An 18,046-nucleotide genomic window follows, 5' to 3' on the forward strand; every position below is an offset into this window, starting at 1 on the left:
CTCACGTATTTCTGATGGCGCAGCAGGAGTTCTGTTGTGTTCGAACCGCGTCATACCGACTCTTCAATTGCTTCGCCGATGGTCCGGCTAGCCGTTTTGGTATGGCCGGCATTGTTCACCAATAACTTTTGCAAGACTTCCATGCGCAGTTGCAATTGGGCCAATTCGTCGAGAATCAGCTCATGGCTACCTTGTAAACGGTTGCTCTCCGCTTCGCGTCCCAACGGAAGGCTACCCAAGATATCCTTATTTCTGCCGATTAAAGTCACCGAGACCAGTGCGGTGAACAACGAAAATAACACCATACCCAATAAAATCAATCCCGCCGCCAATACACGACCGAGAAACGATACCGGCACCACATCACCATAGCCGACATGAGTCATTGTTACCCAAGCCGACCAAATGCCATCCAGCGGCGAATGTATATTGACGTCGATCAAAAATAGCAGCATGCCGACCGTCAAGGTCGCAGCCAACGCCAGCAGCATCAGGTAACCCAGATGTTTGGATTTGAACAGATCGGCGCGTAGGTGATTAGCCCAATGTAGCGCTTGATAAAAGTCGCTTATTCCACTCATGATTTTTCTCTCGATATACGGACAGTGATTCTTCAAATAACGCCATGATCAAATCATGCGTTCGGCGCAGCAGGCCAGCAGATAAGCGCGACGCGAATTCGCCTGAAATGCGGGCGCTGTCGATTCTGTTGGCAACCAATCCAGGTGCAGTCTTAAACCGGCATTGGACATCAACACCACTTCGACGCCAGCGATACCGCTGATATATTTCACTACTTCGAAAGCATGCGGATTCGTCGGGTTCAAACAGATTTTCGGCCTGTCGCAACGTTCGTTAATGAAGCGCACCAAGGCTTCGAGTTCGGCGGGAGTATGCCCGTACGGTCTGGAAAAAATGCTTTTCCCCTCGCACCACAAAACCACTATCCACTCGTTTTTATCCGTGTTGTCGATACCTACGTAACTTCGCTCGTTCATGGGTTACCCCTGGAGTTGAAAACGTCTACAGTTTATGAAAAAGCTCGTAAAAAGGTCGTTAATATTCAAAGCATAAACATAAAGAAAATATAAAAATTCGCGGGATGAATGCTGAATTCAATGGTTTCTGGCATCCCAATTCGAAAAATCGACCAGCATGACGCCGTTGCCAATTCTTGAGGCGGCCTCCGGCCCGCGTCACATAGCCGAAACTTGTTAAGGGGAAGTCGGTACGACATCGATAGGTGGGGGCTTGGAGGTTATCCGCCTTGTTACGGTCTCCCCGAGCTAGGACTATTGAGGATTTAGACCTTCTTGACCTCTTTTCCAAAGGCCTAGGCGCGGATCACGCTCCTACGACTGTTTGCAAATCGGAAACAATGCGTTACACCGTGGTAGGCATATCTTAACGAAATCTTTATCTCGGAAAATTTACTATTCCCTCGCGCCGAAATCAGTCCAAGCGATTTTTATAGCTCAAAAAAGCCCGTCAGTCTCGTTAATTTCAGAACTTATCGCATTAACGATTTCAGCCGTCAAAATATCCATTCATGCCTAATCGGCTTAAGTGGAAAGTGCGATCCTTTTTATTTATCGGCAAACCAAGTGAAAAAATCTCGGATTATCAGTTTCTATCAATTTATTCTATTAACGTTAGCACTCATTATTCCAGAGATAAGCTTTGCCCAAGAAACAGCTGCGGCAAATCAATTGGATTTGAAGGATCATTTCGTGGGTTACTTTGCGGTTGCAGTCACCGTTATCGCTTATATATTGGCGATGACGGAAGATTTACATCAATTGAGCAAGGCAAAACCGATGGTTTTAGGCTCGGCTTTAATTTGGTTTGCAATTTTTATTTATTATTCATCCGAATATGGAACGGCAAAAAATGTCGCCGCTGTTTTTCAAAGTAATTTAACGGCTTATGCGGAATTATTTCTGTTTATCACGGTGTCGATGACTTTTTTAAACTCCATGACAGAGCGGGGTATTTTCGATGCATTGCGTATTGTATTAGCCAATAAACAGTACAGTTATCGGCAATTATTTTGGATTACAGGTGTATTAGCCTTTTTACTGTCTTTGGTGATCAGCAGCTTAACGGTGGGCTTGCTGATGGGCTACATCATCTTACAGATAGGAAAAGGCCAGCCCAAATTTGTGGGCTTAGCCGGCTTGAGCGCCGTGATCGCTGCCAATGCCGGTGGCACGATGAGCCCATTGGGAGGTATTTCTACATTTTTCGTTTGGCAACAGAATATGTTGCATTTTACTGATTTTTTTATTCTGACTATTCCGTGCATTGTGAATTTTTTTGTGCCGGCAGCGATTATGCACTTTGCTGTCAGCAAAGAAACGCCTAGTTTTTCTAAAGAAACCCCAGTTTTAAAACGCGGTAGCAAACGGATCATTTTTATATTTATCCTCACCTTCAGCATAACCATTTTATCGAACGTCTTTCTTGATATGCCGGCAATAGCAGGGATGATATTTGGTTTAGCGTTATTGCAATTCTTTGCGTATTATTTAACTAAGTCTGAACATAAATCCGAAAGAATTCATCATTTTTTAACAGACCATGAAAAACAGGATTATATTGAATCGCAAAAAGGTTTCGATGTTTTCAAGTGTATAGCCGGCGTCGATTGGGATACTTTGTTATTTTTCTACGGCGCGATGATGATCGTTGGCGCACTCAGTTTCCTGGGTTATTTGGATGCAATGGCCCATTATTTGTTTACCCAAATTAGCCCGACCCTTGCCAACGTACTAATCGGTCTGTCATCGGCCTGTATCGATAATGGGACATTGATGTTTGCGGTGTTAAATATGCATCCGCCTTTTCCGATGGGTCAATGGCTGTTATTGACACTGACATTGGGCGTCGGCGGTAGTTTGCTGGCGATCGGTTCGGCGCCTGCTCTGCATGTCCTGGGATTGATGAAAGGCAACATGGAAGAAGGCGAAGGTTACACATTTACCCTTCATTTACGCTGGATGCCTGCCATCTTATTGGGTTTTATCGCCAGTATTTTCACCCTTTATATCATCAACGGCGGTCAATTCTAGACCTGAGCCCTTGCCGAACCCGGAAATGAAAATGTTGTTTTCATTGTTACTATTGAGTCTGATTTTGCTGGGTTGCAGAGATACGCCGCGCGAGGCTGAAGTCTCCGGCGATGCCCAGGGGACGACTTATCACATTAAGCTAGTTTTAAACGAAGGCTCCGCTTCTTTGGAGGAAGTTAGCCATCAAATCACCGCGGTGCTGGCTGAAATAGACGCTCAAATGTCCAATTACCGGGAGGACTCTGAAATCTCGCGGCTGAACGGCCAAGAGAGCTCCGACTGGTTGTCGGTATCGCCGGAGATCGCCGGATTGTTAGCCATTGCCGATCAGGTTTATCGGCGCTCCGAAGGCTGTTACGATCTGACGGTAAAACCGCTATTCGATCTTTGGGGATTTTCCAAACATGAAAACCGGGTGCCGACCGATCAAGAAATTGCCGAACTGATCCCGCATATCGGCATGCCCTTACTGGAAATCGATGCGGCCGGGCATCGGATCAGAAAAATAGACCCCAAACTCAAAATCGATCTATCTTCTATCGCCCAAGGATACAGCGTCGGCATGATTGCTCAGCGCCTGGATGCTCTAGGGATTGAACATTATCTGGTCGAAATAGGCGGCGAAATGCTGGTGAAAGGCCGCAAAGCGAATGGCGACGATTGGCGTATCGGCGTCGAAATGCCCACATCCCCTACTCGGGATCTACAGAAAATCATCGACATCAAGGAAACGAAAGGCACAGCCATCATGACCGCCGGCACTTACCGGAATTTCTTTGAGGACCAAGGACAAAACTATTCTCATATCTTGAATCCAAAAACCGGCAAACCCGTGGACCATCATTTGCGTTCTGTGACCGTCATTCACGACAATCCAACCTGGGCCGATGCATGGGATACTGCCTTGCTCTGTGTCGGTGAAAGCAAAGCCATGCAAATCGCCGAAGCTGAAAACCTGAGAGTGCTGTTGGTCTACAAGAACGACAACAAGTTAAAGGAATACACCAGCAAAGCCTTCGATGCTGCGCAATAGCCCGAACCTACAATGATGAAGACCCGGCGCCAGGACATCGCAAAAGTTTTCGGCAATTTGCTGGTTAGCTTGGCTACGCCGCTGTTGTTGACCCTGCTCGATTGGCCGTTCAGACATGTCCTCAAGCCCAGCAATATTTTGTTGATTTATTTGCTGGGGGTGTTTTTTGTCGCCTTGCGTTTTGGCTTATGGCCGTCGATGTTGGCATCGTTGACCTGTGCCGGCGCCTTCGCCTATTTTTTTGCCCCGCCTATTTTTTCGTTTGCAATCGCCGATCAAGACAATCTGCTCGGCTTAGCCGTGATGTTGGTTATCGGCACCGTAACCAGCAAACTCGCCGAAACCGTGCGTGTGCAGTCTCTCGCGGCGACATTAAGAGAAAAACGCGCCTCCGCGCTGTATCGATTAAGCAAGGAACTGGCAGAAGCCAGCTTGGAACGGGACATAGTCGAAATTGGCGTGCGCCACATCCATGCCGAATTCGGCGGCAAAAATACGCTACTGTTGGCCAATCGCGCTGGGGAACTATCTTATCCAACGCAAACGATCTGGCCTATTTCCTTGCGCGGCACCAATTTGAACGTAGCGCGTTGGGTTTTTAGCCACGGTAAGAGCGCGGGCCATGGCAGCGACTATTTTGCCGAAGAGAACGCCGTTTACTTACCTCTCAAAGGCGCTATCCGCAGCATCGGCGTATTGGTTTTAGAGCTATCCGAAGCAGAGAAACTCGCACAAGAGGAGCAACGCTTATTTTTGGATACGTTTATCGGCCAGATCGCAAATACCTTGGAAAGGGCTTATCTGGTCGAACAAACCAAGGAAGCCAGCTTAAAAATTCAATCCGAAACGCTGCGTAATTCCTTGTTGAGTAGTATTTCCCACGACCTCAGGACACCGTTGGCGACCATCGTCGCTGCTGCCAGCACCCTGGAAACCGACAAAGAACGCCTGCCGGATAGCAGCCGAACAAACCTGGTAAGGACGATTAGCCGCGAAGCGCATCGCATGTCCGATCTGACCACCAAAATCCTGGAAATGGCGCGTTTGGAAGCCGGCGAAGTCATTCTCAATCGGCAATGGTACGAGCCGGAGGAGATCATCGGCAGCGCCTTACGCAGACTGGACAAAAACCTAAAAGTGCGTCCGGTCAATATTCAAATCGCCAATAACCAGGCCCTGATCCATGTCGATGCGGTATTGCTGCAACAAGTCATCGTCAACTTGCTCGATAACGCTGACAAATATTCGCCAAGCGGCAAACCCATCGACATCTCGGTCGAAACCAGCGCGCAAGGCGTCGGCATTCAAATAGCGGACCGCGGGATTGGCATCGGCAGCGGATACGAGGAAAAAATTTTCGATAAGTTTTTCCAAATTCATCCCGAAGGTGCACAAAGCGGCGTTGGTTTGGGGCTATCCATTTGCAGGGCCATTATCGAAGCCCACGGTGGGGAAATTACCGCTAGTCGCCGCCAAGGCGGCGGCTCTATTTTTCGACTCTGGCTGCCGTATTCCGAATGTCCTCCGACTATCGTCTTGGAAGAGAATGAAGGGGAATAAATGAAAACCGATAAGCCCAGAATCTTGCTCATCGAAGACGATCCGCCTCTGCGTCAATTGTTGACGACGACACTGGAGAATCAAAATTACGCCGTGTCGGCGTTCGCGAGCGGGCGAGAAGGGCTCAACGCCGCGCGCAACCAGCATCCCAGCCTGCTGATACTGGATTTGGGCTTGCCCGATCTCGACGGCCAGGAAGTCATACGCCGGTTACGTCTATGGTCGAAGTTGCCCGTCATTGTGCTGTCGGCACGCGATCAGGAAAATGACATCACGCAGGCCTTGGATAACGGAGCCGATGATTATCTGACCAAGCCATTCGGCAACGCCGAACTGCTGTCGCGAATCAAAGCCTTGCTCAGGCGCGTGACTGCGCCCGCCGCTAATGAGCAGATGTCTTTCCAAGCCGGCGACCTAATAGTAGAACTGAGCAAACGCCGCTTGTTTGTCGGCGAACGCGAAGTGCATTTAACGCCACTTGAATTTCGCTTGTTGGCCGAACTGGTCCGCAACGCCGGTTTTGTCGTCACCCATCGGCAATTGCTGGAAAAAGTGTGGGGACCGAGCTATGTCGAACACAGCCACTATTTACGTATTTACATGGGGCAATTGCGCCATAAGCTGGAAGCCGACCCCACCCGCCCCCGCTATTTGCTAACCGAAGCGGGGGTTGGTTACCGCCTGAACGACGGGGAAAATTGATGTTGCGCTTGGGCCGGTGCGTTTGTCCGAACTGCGGAAGGGAAAACCATGGCGAGGGACGATTAGGGACAACAAGCCAATGTCCATGCGGCTATGGGTTTTCCCAAGCGGCGCTGGATAAAATAAGACATTATTGGATATTTCAGATTTGCATTTGTTTTTCGCTGGCTGCGCTGTTCTTGTCTTTGGCGACATTTTTCGCAGTGCTGCCCGTCGATCCTTGGGAACGGTTCTTAAGTCCGATCCTGCAAGTTCCCGCTTTTACAACTTTCGTAGTCAGTCATCACGTGTTGATTCGGCATAAACGAAACTCTGCCGGCGATGGGCAATTGTTACGCTATTTTGCTTGGGGCGTCTGCCTAATGACTGTCGGTATTATTGCGTCATTGTTGAAAGCCAAATTGGGATGACTGGGCTTTAGGGCTTCTGATTAGCCGGTTATTTGCCGACTTGAGCACAGCCGTAGCCGTCCGATCAGAAGCTTATCAATTCACTTCGAGCGATTGATCGCGAACAATTTGTCCGTTAGACAAGTCGCATATCACAGACCATTCCGCCCCGCCACGCATCTGTATTTTGTAGCGAATCCAGAAGCTTTTCGGTTGCGGTAACACCCGTAATTCATCGATCAAACCCGGATGCAATCGCAGCGCTTCGTGTTGGCAAGTTTTTAGATGAACCTTACTTGGCGGTAAGGCATAGCTATCAGTTTTACCGACGTCGGCGTTAACGACTTGCACTGATGCAAGTAGCATTAGCCCGCTCCAACTTAATTTCATAACCCAGCCCGGTAGGATGCGGTAAACAGCGTGCACCGCATCGATCACGATTAGTGCGGTTCGTAACCTCACCCTACGCCTGCTTTTGGCAAGGACATTTGCCATTGACACTTTTGCCGGTTTTTGCCGCTCAACTTTGCCCATATAGGCCATCTTGTTCATGGATAACTCCCAGGCTGTATCAACTAGCGGCCTGCTTGATCCAAGGCCAGATTCAACTTCAAGACGTTGATTCTAGGTTCGCCAAACACCAGCCATTGCCGGCCTTCGGTATGGGCATTGACCAAGTCTTGCAACTTGGCTTCGTTGATTTTGCGCACCTTGGCGATGCGTTTGATCTGGTATTCCGCGGCGGCGATACTAATGTGCGGATCGAGACCGCTGCCGGAGGCGGTAATCAAATCCACCGGCACCGGCGCTTTATTGTCAGGATCGGCATCTTTTAAGGCTTGAATACGGGCCACGACGGCGTCGGTCAACGCCGGATTGGTCGGGCCCAGGTTGGAGCCGCTGGAGGCAGCGGCGTTGTAACTGTAGGGCCCGGTCGCCGACGGCCGGCTCCAGAAGTATTTCGGCTCGCTGAAGGTTTGGCCGATCAGTTCCGAACCAATCAGTTGGCCTTTGTCATCCTGGATCAAACTGCCGTTAGCTTGATCGTTAAACAGCATTTGGGCTAAGACAGTGACCAGGGCCGGGTAAGCGGCGCCGGTGACCAAGGTCAACAGGAATAACATCATCGCTGCGGGTTTTAAATAGGTAGACATATTCGTTCCTTACACCAAATTCATAGCAACCAAGACTAAATCAATCGCCTTGATACCGATAAACGGCACAATCAAGCCGCCGACACCATAGACCAGCAAGTTGTTTTGCAGCAGCTTTTCCGCCCCGACGGGTTGATATTTGATACCTTTCAAAGCCAATGGAATCAGGGCGATGATGATCAATGCATTGAAAATCACCGCCGACAGGATAGCGCTGGCTGGTGTCGCCAAGCCCATCACGTTCAGCACGTTCAAAGCCGGATAGGTAGTGGCGAAGGCCGCCGGGATGATCGCAAAATACTTGGCGACGTCGTTGGCAATGCTAAACGTGGTTAATGCGCCACGGGTCATCAGCATTTGTTTGCCGGTTTCGACGATTTCGATCAGCTTGGTCGGATTGGAGTCCAAATCGACCATATTGCCCGCTTCCTTGGCGGCCTGGGTGCCGCTGTTCATCGCTACCGCGACGTCGGCTTGGGCCAATGCCGGAGCGTCGTTAGTACCGTCACCGGTCATCGCCACCAAGCGACCATCGGTTTGGTGCTGGCGGATCAGGCTGAGTTTGGCTTCCGGTGTGGCTTCTGCCAAGAAGTCATCGACGCCGGCTTCGGCGGCGATGGCGGCGGCGGTCAGGCGGTTGTCGCCGGTGATCATGATGGTTTTGATACCCATCTGCCGCAGCTCAATGAAGCGCTCCTTGATGCCGCCCTTGACGATGTCTTTCAGTTCGATCACACCCAGGGCGCGCGTACCATCGGCGACGACTAGCGGCGTACTACCGCGACGGGCGACGTCGTCGACCAGCGTTTTCAATTCCGGCGGAAATTTGCCGCCTTGCTCTTCGATATGTTGTCTTATCGAGTCAGCCGCACCCTTACGGATTTGCCGGCAAGGCTCACCGATTTTGCATTCCTCTCCGGGTAAATTGACACCGCTCATCCGGGTTTGGGCGCTGAAATGCACGAAAGTGGCGCCCAAGGAGTGAATATCGCGTTCGCGAATACCGTATTTTTGCTTGGCCAAGATCACCACGCTACGACCCTCCGGGGTTTCATCGGCCATCGAAGCCAATTGCGCGGCATCCGCCAGCTCGCGATCCGTCACGCCTTTGACCGGAAAGAAACCGGAGGCTTGGCGGTTACCCAGGGTGATGGTGCCGGTCTTGTCCAGCAGCAGTACATCGACGTCGCCGGCTGCTTCTACGGCGCGGCCAGAGGTGGCGATAACGTTTTTCTGCATCATCCGGCCGATACCGGCCACACCAATGGCAGACAATAAACCGCCGATGGTGGTTGGAATCAAACACACCAATAAAGCCACCAACACTGTGACGCTGATCGGGTTGCCGGTACCAGCGGTTTGCACGCTATACAACGAAAACGGCAGCAAGGTGACGGTCGCCATCAAAAACACCAGTGTTAACGCCACTAACAAAATGGTCAAAGCAATCTCATTGGGGGTTTTTTGCCGTTTGGCGCTTTCCACCATGCCTATCATGCGGTCGAGGAAGGTCTCGCCGGGATTGGTAGTAATGCTCACCACCAGCCAATCGGACAGCACCCTAGTTCCGCCGGTCACCGAACTGAAGTCACCACCGGATTCGCGGATCACCGGCGCGCTTTCGCCGGTAATGGCACTCTCGTCCACCGAGGCCACGCCTTCGATGACTTCGCCGTCGCCGGGCACGAAATCGCCGGCTTCGATCAAGACCACATCGCCTTTGCGCAGGCTGGAGCCTTCGACTTTGCTGTAATTGCTACCATATTTGGGTTCATCGAGCTTTTTGGCAGCAATGTCGCGCTTGGCGCTACGCAGGAACGCGGCCTGAGCCTTGCTGCGGCCTTCCGCCACCGCTTCGGCGAAGTTGGCGAACAATACCGTGAACCACAGCCACAGCGTGATGCTCAGAATAAATCCAGCCGATTCTTCGCTGTTGCCACTCAAGGCTTGCAGCCACAATACAGTGGTGAGCAAACTGCCCAAGTAGACCACGAACATCACCGGGTTTTTCCATTGCTGCTTAGGCGTGAGCTTGGCAAAAGCGTCTATGAACGCCTGTTGCAAAATTTGCGGATCCATTAAGGATGTTGAAACGGGTTTGCTAGTCATAGGATTACCTGTCCTGAAATTATTGATGACCGATCATTTGCAAATGCTCGACGATAGGCCCCAAAGCCAGTGCCGGGACGAAGGTCAGTGCGCCGACCATCAACACAGTGATGATTAATAAAACGGCAAACAATGGGGTATGAGTCGGCAGCGTACCGGGACCAACCGGCACAGTCTTTTTAGCCGCCAAGGAGCCGGCAATCGCCAATACCGGAATCATCAACCAATAGCGAGAGAACAGCATCGCCAGACCCAGCATGAAGTTATAGAACGGTACGTTGGCTGACAGACCGCCAAAGGCGCTGCCGTTGTTGTTGCCCGCCGAGGAGTAGGCGTATAACACTTCGCTGAAACCATGGGCGCCGGGGTTGAAGATGGAGGCTTTGCCGGCGTCCAGCATCAGTGTCACTGCGGTACCGCCCAATACCATCAAAGGGGGTATCAGAATAATGATGGCGGCCATTTTCATCTCATAGGCTTCGATCTTTTTACCGAGGTATTCCGGGGTGCGACCTATCATCAAGCCGGCGATAAACACCGCGACGATGGCAAACACGATCATGCCGTACAGACCGGAACCGACACCGCCAAAGATCACTTCACCCAATTGCATCAGCCACATGGGTACCATGCCGCCGAGTGGCGTGAAGGAGTCGTGCATCGAGTTAACCGATCCATTGGAAGCGGCCGTGGTTGCCACCGCCCACAAGCCGGAGTTGACGATGCCGAAGCGCGCTTCTTTGCCCTCCATATTGCCGCCGGGCTGCTGTGCCGATACAGTTTGATCAACACCCAAGGCAGTTAACGCCGGGTTGCCGCTTTGCTCGGCCGGTACAGTGACAAAGATCAAGGCGACAAACACCAGCGTCATGGCACCCAATATCGTCCAGCCCTGGCGAGTGTCTCCCACCATCAGCCCGAAGGTGTAGCACAGCGCGGCCGGAATCAGCAGGATCGCCAGCATTTCCAGAAAATTGGAAAGCGGTGTGGGATTTTCATACGGATGAGCGGAGTTGACATTGAAGAAACCGCCGCCATTGGTGCCCAATTGTTTAATAGCGATTTGCGATGCAGCAGGTCCCAATGCCAAGGTTTGTTGTTGCGTTTGCAGCGTTTCAGTCACCGGCTTGCCCTCGGCATCCAACAAGGCCTTACCGTCAGCATCCAATTTCGGCGCCGAGTAGCTGACTGTTTCTTGCAAATTAACCGTTTGGTAGGGATTAAAAGTTTGCACCACGCCTTGTCCGACCAATACCAGCGCCAACACCAACGACAACGGTAGCAGGATGTATAACGTACTGCGTGTCATATCCACCCAGAAGTTACCGATGCTGTTGCTGTTACGGCGCACGAAGCCACGAATCAGAGCCACCAGTACCGCCATGCCGCTGGCGGCGGAGACAAAGTTTTGTACCGACAAACCCAGCATCTGGGTCAGATAACTCATCGTCGCTTCGCCGCTATAACCCTGCCAGTTGGTGTTGGTGGCGAAACTGACGGCGGTGTTGAACGAAGAGTCCGGCGTCACAGCCGGCAGCGTTTGGGGGTTTAGCGGCAACACGTCTTGGAAACGTTGTAAGCAATAAACCGCCAACAAACCAAACAGATTGAACGCCAGCATCGCCAGCGCGTATTGGGTCCAACGCATCTCTTGTTCGGGTTTGACGCCGCTCAGACGATAGAACAGTCGCTCAATCCCGGCGAACCAACGGTTCAATCCCACCGATTCGTCTTGATAAACCCGCGCCATATAAATGCCCAAAGGCTTGGCCAGCGCCACCAGGGCGATGACGTAAATAGCAATCTGTAAAAAACCTTGACCAGTCATCAGAATTTCTCCGGATAAAACAACGCGACCAGTAAATAGACGAACACAGCAAGAGTCAGTCCTCCGCTCAAAAGATAAATCCAGCTCATGATTGCCCCCTTAATGCTTCGCAACCAGCGATCAATAACGCCGTCGCGACAAAGAACGCCGCTGTTAATAGCAAATACACCATGTCCATCTACATGACCTCTTGAAAAAAGTGAAAAAACTCAACCTTGCAATCGCCCCTGATCGCCAGTTAAACAATGTACAGATTGATCGATAAAAAAGTCGTAAAAATATCCATGCCCGATATAAAGGAAATATAAAAATAAATGTAGCCGAAACTGTGGACAGATTTTCAGGACAAAAAAGGCCCCTTCACCTAGGAAAAGGGGCAGAGGTCAATCCGCAGTGTTGCTGCTGACCGACAAGCAGGAGCCAACATGAAATCAGGAACGTGAAACCTGTGTTCCAGGTGAAAAGCAGTTTGTGATCAAGCCAGACCACCATCAATAACCTGTGAATTGTTGTGATGTTTACGTGATCATCCCCAACGCTGTCACGCCCCTAACTGCTGCCATGAATAGCAAAAAAACGATATTTACTCGCAATACCTATTTTTGAAAGTTAATAAGGCGCTCTGCTAAGTGATCTGGTCCCGCCTATTAAAATAGCCTTCAATGAATTGATTACGAGAAAGCTTGCCGCGGCAATGCTGTTACCAAATGGCATTACCTAAGGGTTAACGATGTTGAGCATGACTAGAAGTCAAGCGCGGAGCGATGAACCGAAATCGAGATTACTGGAGATGCTAGCCAGACAAAACAGCATGGTAGAAATAATGAATTCGCCGGACATAAACACAAACATACCCGCTGTAAAGGTAATGCCGGTAAAAATGTCTCTGTATAAATTGTTCGATTTGTTCATTTTGCCCCCTAAAGGACCACCGCCGTCGATAATAGAACACAATGTTCATCGATAGCAGTTAGTAAAATATAAAACGTATCCCTTCACCGATTTAAGCAATTGTCCTTAATTGCATGTTGCTTAATTTACAGAAAGACGAATAAAAAGATCGTAAAAATCAGTAGCTTGCTTATAAAGAGAATGTAAAATTTGATTGACTGCTGTGTTCTTTGCCTACCAATGCCAATAAAACCGTTCGCCTAGTTCGCGTGTACCCGATTGAAATTTAGGGCATGAATTTTTGGACTTCGACTCTTGGGTTGTTGGCAGAGTCGCAGAGCATATGGTCCTGGAGAGAGTGAAATAGAGTCTTGAATATGCCGAAATGGCCGATCCGAGGCATTCAAAATCTAGCTGCCTTTGTATCGGAATGGGTGACGGGTTTTATCGCAACCGGTATCAACAAGCGAAAAATCACTCGTTACCGAGTTTCTTGACAATTTGCGGCTTAAAACAAAGGTGGAGCAGTAACAGATTTTGACTGCGATTGATCAACCAAAAGCCCGCCAGCAATGTTGTTAACGCCACTTCGGGTAGGTAATCGGTATTATATGGCTCGGGTAGCCAGGCTTCGGCCAGGCCCACACCAACCAGCATAAAAACCAACGGCACCAGGTAGAGTAGCAACGATGTGAGCAGCAGTTGACCATCGTCTATCGCCACCATCACATGATCGCCGGCTTGCAATGTTAAATCGCAATCGACTGGAAACTCGCGTTTGGGGAGGACTTTTGCCAGCGTGGCCGTGCCGCAGGACTGATGTTGCGCACAGCCGCTGCAAGCACTGGTTTGCAGACTTTTAATCCAAGTGCGACCATCGCTAACGCGGGTAACGACGGCCGCTTCTTCGATCATGGCTCGCCTATCAAGCCCAGGCGGAGGAAATCGAATCCAGCCAAGCGCTGAGCCTGCCTTCGCTCAGTTCTTTCTGGTTATCTTCGTCCAAGGCCAAACCGACGAATTGGTCGCCCAACAGCGCTTTGGACTTTTTAAAGGTGTAACCTTCGCTGCTGGTCATGCCGACGATGGTCGCGCCAGCGTCGGCAAAGGCGTCATATAAAAAGCCCAAGGCATCGACGAAATTGCCGGGATAACCTTCCTGGTCGCCCAAACCGTAAATAGCCACGGTTTTGCCGGAGAAATCGGCGCCAGCCAGCGTTGGTAAAAACTCTTCCCAGCTCTCGTTATCGTGTCCGGCGCTCATGCCCGGTAATTCGCCTTCACCGTAGGTGGGCGAACCGACGATCAATACATCATAGGCCAACAAATCGTCCACGGAGGCTTTGTTGATATTGACCGGTTTGTCGGCTGCATCGCCCAACTTCGTAGCAATGGTTTTGGCCACTTTACGCGTGTTGCCGGTATCGGTTCCGAAAAAAATGCCTACTTTTGCCATAGTGTTGTCTCCTTGTTAACTAGATCAGATTTGAATTTGCAGTAAGCCCGGATTGGCCGCCGGCTGGAGCGCGGCCCAAGCTTCAGGCGTATGAGTCTTCAGAGTGACGGCATGCAAACGGCCGGAAGCCAGCGGCACGCTCAAAGTCGCCATAACGCCTTGATGTTGTTTGATCATAGGTTGGTCAGCGAACAATTCGCTGACCACTGTGATGTTTAAGTCGCAACCCGCACCTTCAATGCCTATGGTCGCTCCCGGATAAGAGGCCAGAATCAAGGCTTCCACTTCGGAATGGGTAATGGTTTGACTGGCGTCCGCATTCTCGGCGGGCTGCACTGTCGCTTGCAACAGCGGTAACAGAGTTCCGTCCTTGTACATGGACTCGACGATGTCGGCGCCGCCGACCAATTCGCCTTTGATGAACACTTGCGGAAACGTCGGCCATTTGGAAATGGACGGCAGTTTTTCGCGGATGAACGGCGCTTGCAAGACGTTGACATAAGCGTAAGGAATCTTGGTTTCATTCAAGATGCCGACAGTCTTCGCGGAAAAACCGCATTCCGGAGCGCTAGGCACGCCTTTCATATAAATAATCACCGGATTTTCGGCAAGTTGTTGCAAGATTTTTTCTTTAACGCTCATAGTAGGTTTCTCGATTAACTAAAACTTTTCAATGCAACGGCTGGGCTTCAGCTTGCGCAGCCCGGCCGCCAAAATTATTCCCCGCCCGATAAGCGTTTCAAATCATCACCGTCAGTAGGTTTGTCGCGCGGCACCACTTCAATTTCCGCTTCACCGCGTATCACCTCGGCATTCACGATGCAGCGCTCGACGTCGGGCCTGGAGGGTAAATCGAACATGGTGCGGCGCAAAACGTGCTCCATGATGCCGCGTAGGCCTCTGGCGCCGGTGTTGCGGGCGATGGCTTTTTCGGCGATTTCCGCCAACGCATCCTGGGTGAACTCCAGCTCGACATCGTCGAAGGCAAACAGATGTTGGTATTGTTTGACCAAGGCGTTTTTCGGTTCGGTCAAGACTTGAATCAAGGCGTCCACGTCCAACGGCTCCAACGGTGCCAGTACCGGGAAGCGGCCGATAAATTCCGGGATCAAGCCAAAGCGTTTCAAATCGTCGGGCTGCGTGGCGTTTAACATCGCTTCCAGCGTCGGTTTGTCGTCGGGATTGCTGACTTCGGCATGGAAACCGATAGCGGTTTTCGGCGGCAACAAACGTTTTTCGACATGCTTTTCCAAGCCCGGAAACGCCCCACCGGCAATAAACAATATATTGCTGGTGTCGATCATCACCGAGTCGTTACCGCTGTGATCCTTACGCCGGCCCTTGGCGGAGACTTTGACTTGCGAGCCTTCCACCAGTCGCAACAAAGCTTGCTGCACGCCCTCGCCGGAGACGTCGCGAGTACCGAAGGCTTGCTCCGGGCTGCGGGCAATCTTGTCTACTTCATCGATGTAAACCATGCCCCACTCCGCTCTGCTGATCTGGCCGTCGGCCACGTCCAGCAAGCGCACCAGGATATTTTCGACGTCGTCGCCGACGTAACCGGCTTGAGTCAAGGTCGTCGCATCAGCGACGGCAAACGGCACACCGACAATTTTTGCCAGCGTACTGGCCAGCAAGGTTTTACCGGTGCCTGAGGGACCGATCATCAAGATATTGGATTTACCGATTTCCACGCTGTCATCGGACTCGCCCAGACCGCCGGCTTTGCGGCTGACGTTTTTCAAACGTTTGTAGTGGTTATACACCGCTACCGACAAAATTTCCTTAGCCAAATCCTGACCGATCACATACTGATCGAGCATGGCTTTCATTTCCGCCGGCTTGGGCAGGGGCCCTTGCATATCGGCTAATTCTTTTTTCTTGCCCCAGCTGGATACCACCTGGCTGGCCAACATCACGCAAGCTTCGCAGATGTAGCCTTCCGTGCCGGCGATCATCGGCACTGCCGCCGACGCTTCGATACCGCAAAACGAACAATGCTTGGGTTCTTTTACCATGTTAGGCACTCCTGTTGACTGCGGGCAGACTGGCCAGCCACGTACGCTGGCAATTTCTGCGGTAACGATCCTGCATGATCTGCTGAATCTTCGGTGTCGCTTTTTTTAAGGACATGGTTTCGGCGAGGATTACTTTCATGCAATGAATCACATGAAAGCCCATCTCGGTTTCCACCACATCGCTGATGGCGCCTTCTTTCAAACTGAACAATACCGCATCCAGCTCCGGAAACAAGGTACCTTTGGCTACTGTACCCACTTCGCCGCCCTGCACCGCCGTCGGACATTCCGAATATTTCAGCGCCAGATCAGCGAATTTATGCGGCTTACGCTTCAAGGTGCCGGCGATCTCATTAATTCGCGCCCAGGCTGCCTCGCGGGTATTGTCCGGATAATCCGGATTGATACTGATCAAGATATGTCGGGCCTGACGCGTTTCGGGTTTGTGAAATTTTTCCGGGTGAGAGTGGTAGAAAATCCCGATTTCCACCTCGTTGACCTTGGGCGCGCGAGCCGCCACTCTATCCATCACCGCATCCACTTTGCACTGCCGATATAAGGCGGCTTTGAGTTTTTCAATATCTAAATCGTTGGCGCTCAGCGCCGCAAGAAATGCATCTTCGTCTTCGAAGCGGCCGCGCACTTCCTTATAAGCTCTGTCCAGTTCCGTATCGGAAATCACCACACCAGTCGCTTCGGCCGAATTCAATACTCGGCCTTCGATTTCGTATTCGTTTTTGGCTTGCACTTCCACCTGGCGCAATTGCAGTTGCTCCAACTCGGCCGGCGCCTTCTGGAACAGGCTCAAGGCGGCGCGCAACAGGGTGTAAGGCTCTATCGACGTCTGGCTCATCATTATGCCTCCGGTTCTTTAAACGTAGCCGGGTCCGCCGGCTCCAGCACGCTCTCGGGTACCTGCATGGTTTTACCCGGAAAACGCACGTGGTAGAGCATGGGATCGCTGTCCCGCAATACTTTCAGGATTTCACCTTGGGTGCCGGCGGGGTAACTGCCCTCTTGGGTGGGGATGTCTATCGTGCACACCACCTGGTCGCGGAACTCGAAACGGCTTGGGTTCCAGGGCGCATCGGCCGGGATCAATTCTTCGGCCCGGCAGCCTACCATGCGTCCCGCATCCAAAAAATGTACGGTGTAGATCACTTGATCTTGCAAGAAAGTGCCCACTTCAATCACGTTGCCGACACTACCCCGGCGCAGCAAAAAGTCGCCGACATCCATGCCCGGATAGGTGCCATCGTTGCGGACGTTACGTGTCAGCCTAACACGCTCGCCGAATTCGAAGCGCTCTTCATCGTAACGTTCGTCTATCATGTTTTAATATCCCCTAGGGAAACAAACACGGTTTGCGGCTCCATCATCTTAAAGACCTTAAATACTTTTTCGGTCTGTGCGTCGGAGTCCACGAAGTCGCTGTAAGCCCGATGCAGCAGCTTTTTGTAGACTTCCCGTTGCGCATCTTCGTCTTCCGGCATGTTCTCGCCGGCTTGACTCAGATAATTGTGGAAGCGCTGCAGGATATGTAGCCGGTTGACGTGGACGACGGTAGTATCGTATTCCAGCTCGAAATACCGCAGAAAATCTTCCGCGGCCTCCAGCTCTTCCATATCTTCTTCTAAACTCATCGTCATTACCTCATCATCAGGTGATCAAGATTGGCAGGTTGTTCTCCCAATGCGTACACCACTAATAAAACCACCAGCATCACAGCTGTTTGGGCCAAAAATGGATCGGATTTTTGTTTCTTCATCATGGCGATCACCTTTAGGTTAATTGCGCGGAACAACAAACATCACTTATCGTTTGCATCTGACTAG

General features: G+C 51.1%; 20 protein-coding genes. 4 read left to right on the forward strand and 16 right to left on the reverse strand.

Features of this window, described 5'->3' with window-relative positions; genetic code table 11:
* Window positions 1-50: 50 nt before the first annotated feature.
* Both G006_RS0111460 and G006_RS0111465 read right to left on the reverse strand, forming a co-directional pair.
* Window positions 51-581: a potassium channel family protein gene (locus G006_RS0111460; protein ID WP_020483326.1), complete on the reverse strand. Its 531-nt coding sequence runs from the start codon at window positions 579-581 to the stop codon at window positions 51-53.
* 48 nt (window positions 582-629) lie between these two features.
* Window positions 630-998, reverse strand: a complete 369-nt coding sequence (locus G006_RS0111465; RefSeq protein WP_020483327.1) for a hypothetical protein — start codon at window positions 996-998, stop codon at window positions 630-632.
* Between the two features lie 606 nt (window positions 999-1,604).
* Between G006_RS0111465 and nhaD the strand changes: the two genes are divergently transcribed.
* The 4 genes from nhaD to G006_RS0111485 are packed head-to-tail and all read left to right on the forward strand — an operon-like array spanning window position 1,605 to window position 6,366.
* Entirely contained in the window at window positions 1,605-3,071 is a 1,467-nt protein-coding gene (nhaD, locus tag G006_RS0111470) for a sodium:proton antiporter NhaD (RefSeq protein WP_020483328.1), read from the forward strand.
* 31 nt (window positions 3,072-3,102) lie between these two features.
* Window positions 3,103-4,104: an FAD:protein FMN transferase gene (locus G006_RS25475; protein ID WP_235048855.1), complete on the forward strand. Its 1,002-nt coding sequence runs from the start codon at window positions 3,103-3,105 to the stop codon at window positions 4,102-4,104.
* A 12-nt stretch (window positions 4,105-4,116) separates the two neighbouring features.
* Window positions 4,117-5,664, forward strand: coding sequence for a DUF4118 domain-containing protein (locus G006_RS25480; protein WP_020483330.1), 1,548 nt, complete (start codon window positions 4,117-4,119; stop codon window positions 5,662-5,664).
* On the forward strand, window positions 5,665-6,366 hold the full coding sequence (locus G006_RS0111485) for a response regulator (protein WP_020483331.1): 702 nt from the start codon (window positions 5,665-5,667) through the stop codon (window positions 6,364-6,366).
* A gap of 485 nt (window positions 6,367-6,851) precedes the next feature.
* Here G006_RS0111485 and G006_RS28330 read toward each other — a convergent pair whose 3' ends face one another.
* From G006_RS28330 to G006_RS29370, 14 genes are all read right to left on the reverse strand, one after another.
* Window positions 6,852-7,121, reverse strand: coding sequence for a hypothetical protein (locus G006_RS28330; protein WP_152428857.1), 270 nt, complete (start codon window positions 7,119-7,121; stop codon window positions 6,852-6,854).
* Window positions 7,122-7,330: 209 nt separating this feature from the next.
* Window positions 7,331-7,909, reverse strand: coding sequence for a potassium-transporting ATPase subunit KdpC (gene kdpC / locus G006_RS0111500; protein WP_020483334.1), 579 nt, complete (start codon window positions 7,907-7,909; stop codon window positions 7,331-7,333).
* A gap of 9 nt (window positions 7,910-7,918) precedes the next feature.
* Window positions 7,919-10,018, reverse strand: coding sequence for a potassium-transporting ATPase subunit KdpB (kdpB, locus tag G006_RS0111505; RefSeq protein WP_026146991.1), 2,100 nt, complete (start codon window positions 10,016-10,018; stop codon window positions 7,919-7,921).
* A gap of 19 nt (window positions 10,019-10,037) precedes the next feature.
* Window positions 10,038-11,846 carry a potassium-transporting ATPase subunit KdpA gene (kdpA, locus tag G006_RS0111510; protein WP_020483336.1) on the reverse strand — a complete coding sequence of 603 codons (1,809 nt, stop codon included), beginning with the start codon at window positions 11,844-11,846 and terminating at the stop codon, window positions 10,038-10,040.
* Window positions 11,846-11,935 (reverse strand): potassium-transporting ATPase subunit F, encoded by a 90-nt coding sequence (locus G006_RS29535; protein ID WP_081607927.1) that lies wholly within the window; start codon window positions 11,933-11,935, stop codon window positions 11,846-11,848. Before G006_RS29535 ends, kdpA begins: the two co-directional genes overlap by 1 nt.
* A gap of 661 nt (window positions 11,936-12,596) precedes the next feature.
* On the reverse strand, window positions 12,597-12,758 hold the full coding sequence (locus G006_RS28840; RefSeq protein ID WP_020483337.1) for a hypothetical protein: 162 nt from the start codon (window positions 12,756-12,758) through the stop codon (window positions 12,597-12,599).
* Between the two features lie 453 nt (window positions 12,759-13,211).
* The gene (locus G006_RS0111520; protein WP_020483338.1) at window positions 13,212-13,652 is read right to left on the reverse strand and encodes a SoxR reducing system RseC family protein; all 441 of its coding nucleotides are present in this window, start codon (window positions 13,650-13,652) and stop codon (window positions 13,212-13,214) included.
* A gap of 10 nt (window positions 13,653-13,662) precedes the next feature.
* Window positions 13,663-14,193 (reverse strand): flavodoxin, encoded by a 531-nt coding sequence (locus G006_RS0111525; RefSeq protein ID WP_020483339.1) that lies wholly within the window; start codon window positions 14,191-14,193, stop codon window positions 13,663-13,665.
* 24 nt (window positions 14,194-14,217) lie between these two features.
* Window positions 14,218-14,835: a Grx4 family monothiol glutaredoxin gene (gene grxD, locus G006_RS0111530; protein ID WP_020483340.1), complete on the reverse strand. Its 618-nt coding sequence runs from the start codon at window positions 14,833-14,835 to the stop codon at window positions 14,218-14,220.
* A gap of 74 nt (window positions 14,836-14,909) precedes the next feature.
* Window positions 14,910-16,211: an ATP-dependent Clp protease ATP-binding subunit ClpX gene (gene clpX, locus G006_RS0111535; protein WP_020483341.1), complete on the reverse strand. Its 1,302-nt coding sequence runs from the start codon at window positions 16,209-16,211 to the stop codon at window positions 14,910-14,912.
* Between the two features lies 1 nt (window position 16,212).
* Window positions 16,213-17,067, reverse strand: coding sequence for a nitrogen fixation protein NifM (gene nifM / locus G006_RS0111540; protein ID WP_020483342.1), 855 nt, complete (start codon window positions 17,065-17,067; stop codon window positions 16,213-16,215).
* Window positions 17,067-17,543 carry a nitrogen fixation protein NifZ gene (locus G006_RS0111545; RefSeq protein WP_020483343.1) on the reverse strand — a complete coding sequence of 159 codons (477 nt, stop codon included), beginning with the start codon at window positions 17,541-17,543 and terminating at the stop codon, window positions 17,067-17,069. Before G006_RS0111545 ends, nifM begins: the two co-directional genes overlap by 1 nt.
* On the reverse strand, window positions 17,540-17,854 hold the full coding sequence (gene nifW / locus G006_RS0111550; RefSeq protein WP_026146992.1) for a nitrogenase-stabilizing/protective protein NifW: 315 nt from the start codon (window positions 17,852-17,854) through the stop codon (window positions 17,540-17,542). The genes G006_RS0111545 and nifW overlap by 4 nt, the downstream gene beginning before the upstream one ends.
* Before the next feature lie 5 nt (window positions 17,855-17,859).
* Window positions 17,860-17,982, reverse strand: coding sequence for a hypothetical protein (locus G006_RS29370; RefSeq protein WP_256438917.1), 123 nt, complete (start codon window positions 17,980-17,982; stop codon window positions 17,860-17,862).
* Window positions 17,983-18,046: the final 64 nt, after the last annotated feature.

The sequence above is a fragment of the Methylomonas sp. MK1 genome (assembly GCF_000365425.1).
Classification (GTDB): Bacteria; Pseudomonadota; Gammaproteobacteria; order Methylococcales; family Methylomonadaceae; genus Methylomonas.

What these genes read in the sequence shown, in the direction of transcription:
- G006_RS0111460 (WP_020483326.1), bottom strand. Translation starts at nt 581, where the DNA reads ATGAGTGGAATAAGCGACTTTTATCAAGCGCTACATTGGGCTAATCAC.
- G006_RS0111465 (WP_020483327.1), bottom strand. Translation starts at nt 998, where the DNA reads ATGAACGAGCGAAGTTACGTAGGTATCGACAACACGGATAAAAACGAG.
- G006_RS25475 (WP_235048855.1), top strand. Translation starts at nt 3,103, where the DNA reads ATGTTGTTTTCATTGTTACTATTGAGTCTGATTTTGCTGGGTTGCAGA.
- G006_RS25480 (WP_020483330.1), top strand. Translation starts at nt 4,117, where the DNA reads ATGATGAAGACCCGGCGCCAGGACATCGCAAAAGTTTTCGGCAATTTG.
- G006_RS0111485 (WP_020483331.1), top strand. Translation starts at nt 5,665, where the DNA reads ATGAAAACCGATAAGCCCAGAATCTTGCTCATCGAAGACGATCCGCCT.
- G006_RS28330 (WP_152428857.1), bottom strand. Translation starts at nt 7,121, where the DNA reads ATGCTACTTGCATCAGTGCAAGTCGTTAACGCCGACGTCGGTAAAACT.
- kdpC (WP_020483334.1), bottom strand. Translation starts at nt 7,909, where the DNA reads ATGTCTACCTATTTAAAACCCGCAGCGATGATGTTATTCCTGTTGACC.
- kdpB (WP_026146991.1), bottom strand. Translation starts at nt 10,018, where the DNA reads ATGACTAGCAAACCCGTTTCAACATCCTTAATGGATCCGCAAATTTTG.
- kdpA (WP_020483336.1), bottom strand. Translation starts at nt 11,846, where the DNA reads ATGACTGGTCAAGGTTTTTTACAGATTGCTATTTACGTCATCGCCCTG.
- G006_RS29535 (WP_081607927.1), bottom strand. Translation starts at nt 11,935, where the DNA reads ATGAGCTGGATTTATCTTTTGAGCGGAGGACTGACTCTTGCTGTGTTC.
- G006_RS28840 (WP_020483337.1), bottom strand. Translation starts at nt 12,758, where the DNA reads ATGAACAAATCGAACAATTTATACAGAGACATTTTTACCGGCATTACC.
- G006_RS0111520 (WP_020483338.1), bottom strand. Translation starts at nt 13,652, where the DNA reads ATGATCGAAGAAGCGGCCGTCGTTACCCGCGTTAGCGATGGTCGCACT.
- G006_RS0111525 (WP_020483339.1), bottom strand. Translation starts at nt 14,193, where the DNA reads ATGGCAAAAGTAGGCATTTTTTTCGGAACCGATACCGGCAACACGCGT.
- grxD (WP_020483340.1), bottom strand. Translation starts at nt 14,835, where the DNA reads ATGAGCGTTAAAGAAAAAATCTTGCAACAACTTGCCGAAAATCCGGTG.
- clpX (WP_020483341.1), bottom strand. Translation starts at nt 16,211, where the DNA reads ATGGTAAAAGAACCCAAGCATTGTTCGTTTTGCGGTATCGAAGCGTCG.
- nifM (WP_020483342.1), bottom strand. Translation starts at nt 17,067, where the DNA reads ATGATGAGCCAGACGTCGATAGAGCCTTACACCCTGTTGCGCGCCGCC.
- G006_RS0111545 (WP_020483343.1), bottom strand. Translation starts at nt 17,543, where the DNA reads ATGATAGACGAACGTTACGATGAAGAGCGCTTCGAATTCGGCGAGCGT.
- nifW (WP_026146992.1), bottom strand. Translation starts at nt 17,854, where the DNA reads ATGAGTTTAGAAGAAGATATGGAAGAGCTGGAGGCCGCGGAAGATTTT.
- G006_RS29370 (WP_256438917.1), bottom strand. Translation starts at nt 17,982, where the DNA reads ATGATGAAGAAACAAAAATCCGATCCATTTTTGGCCCAAACAGCTGTG.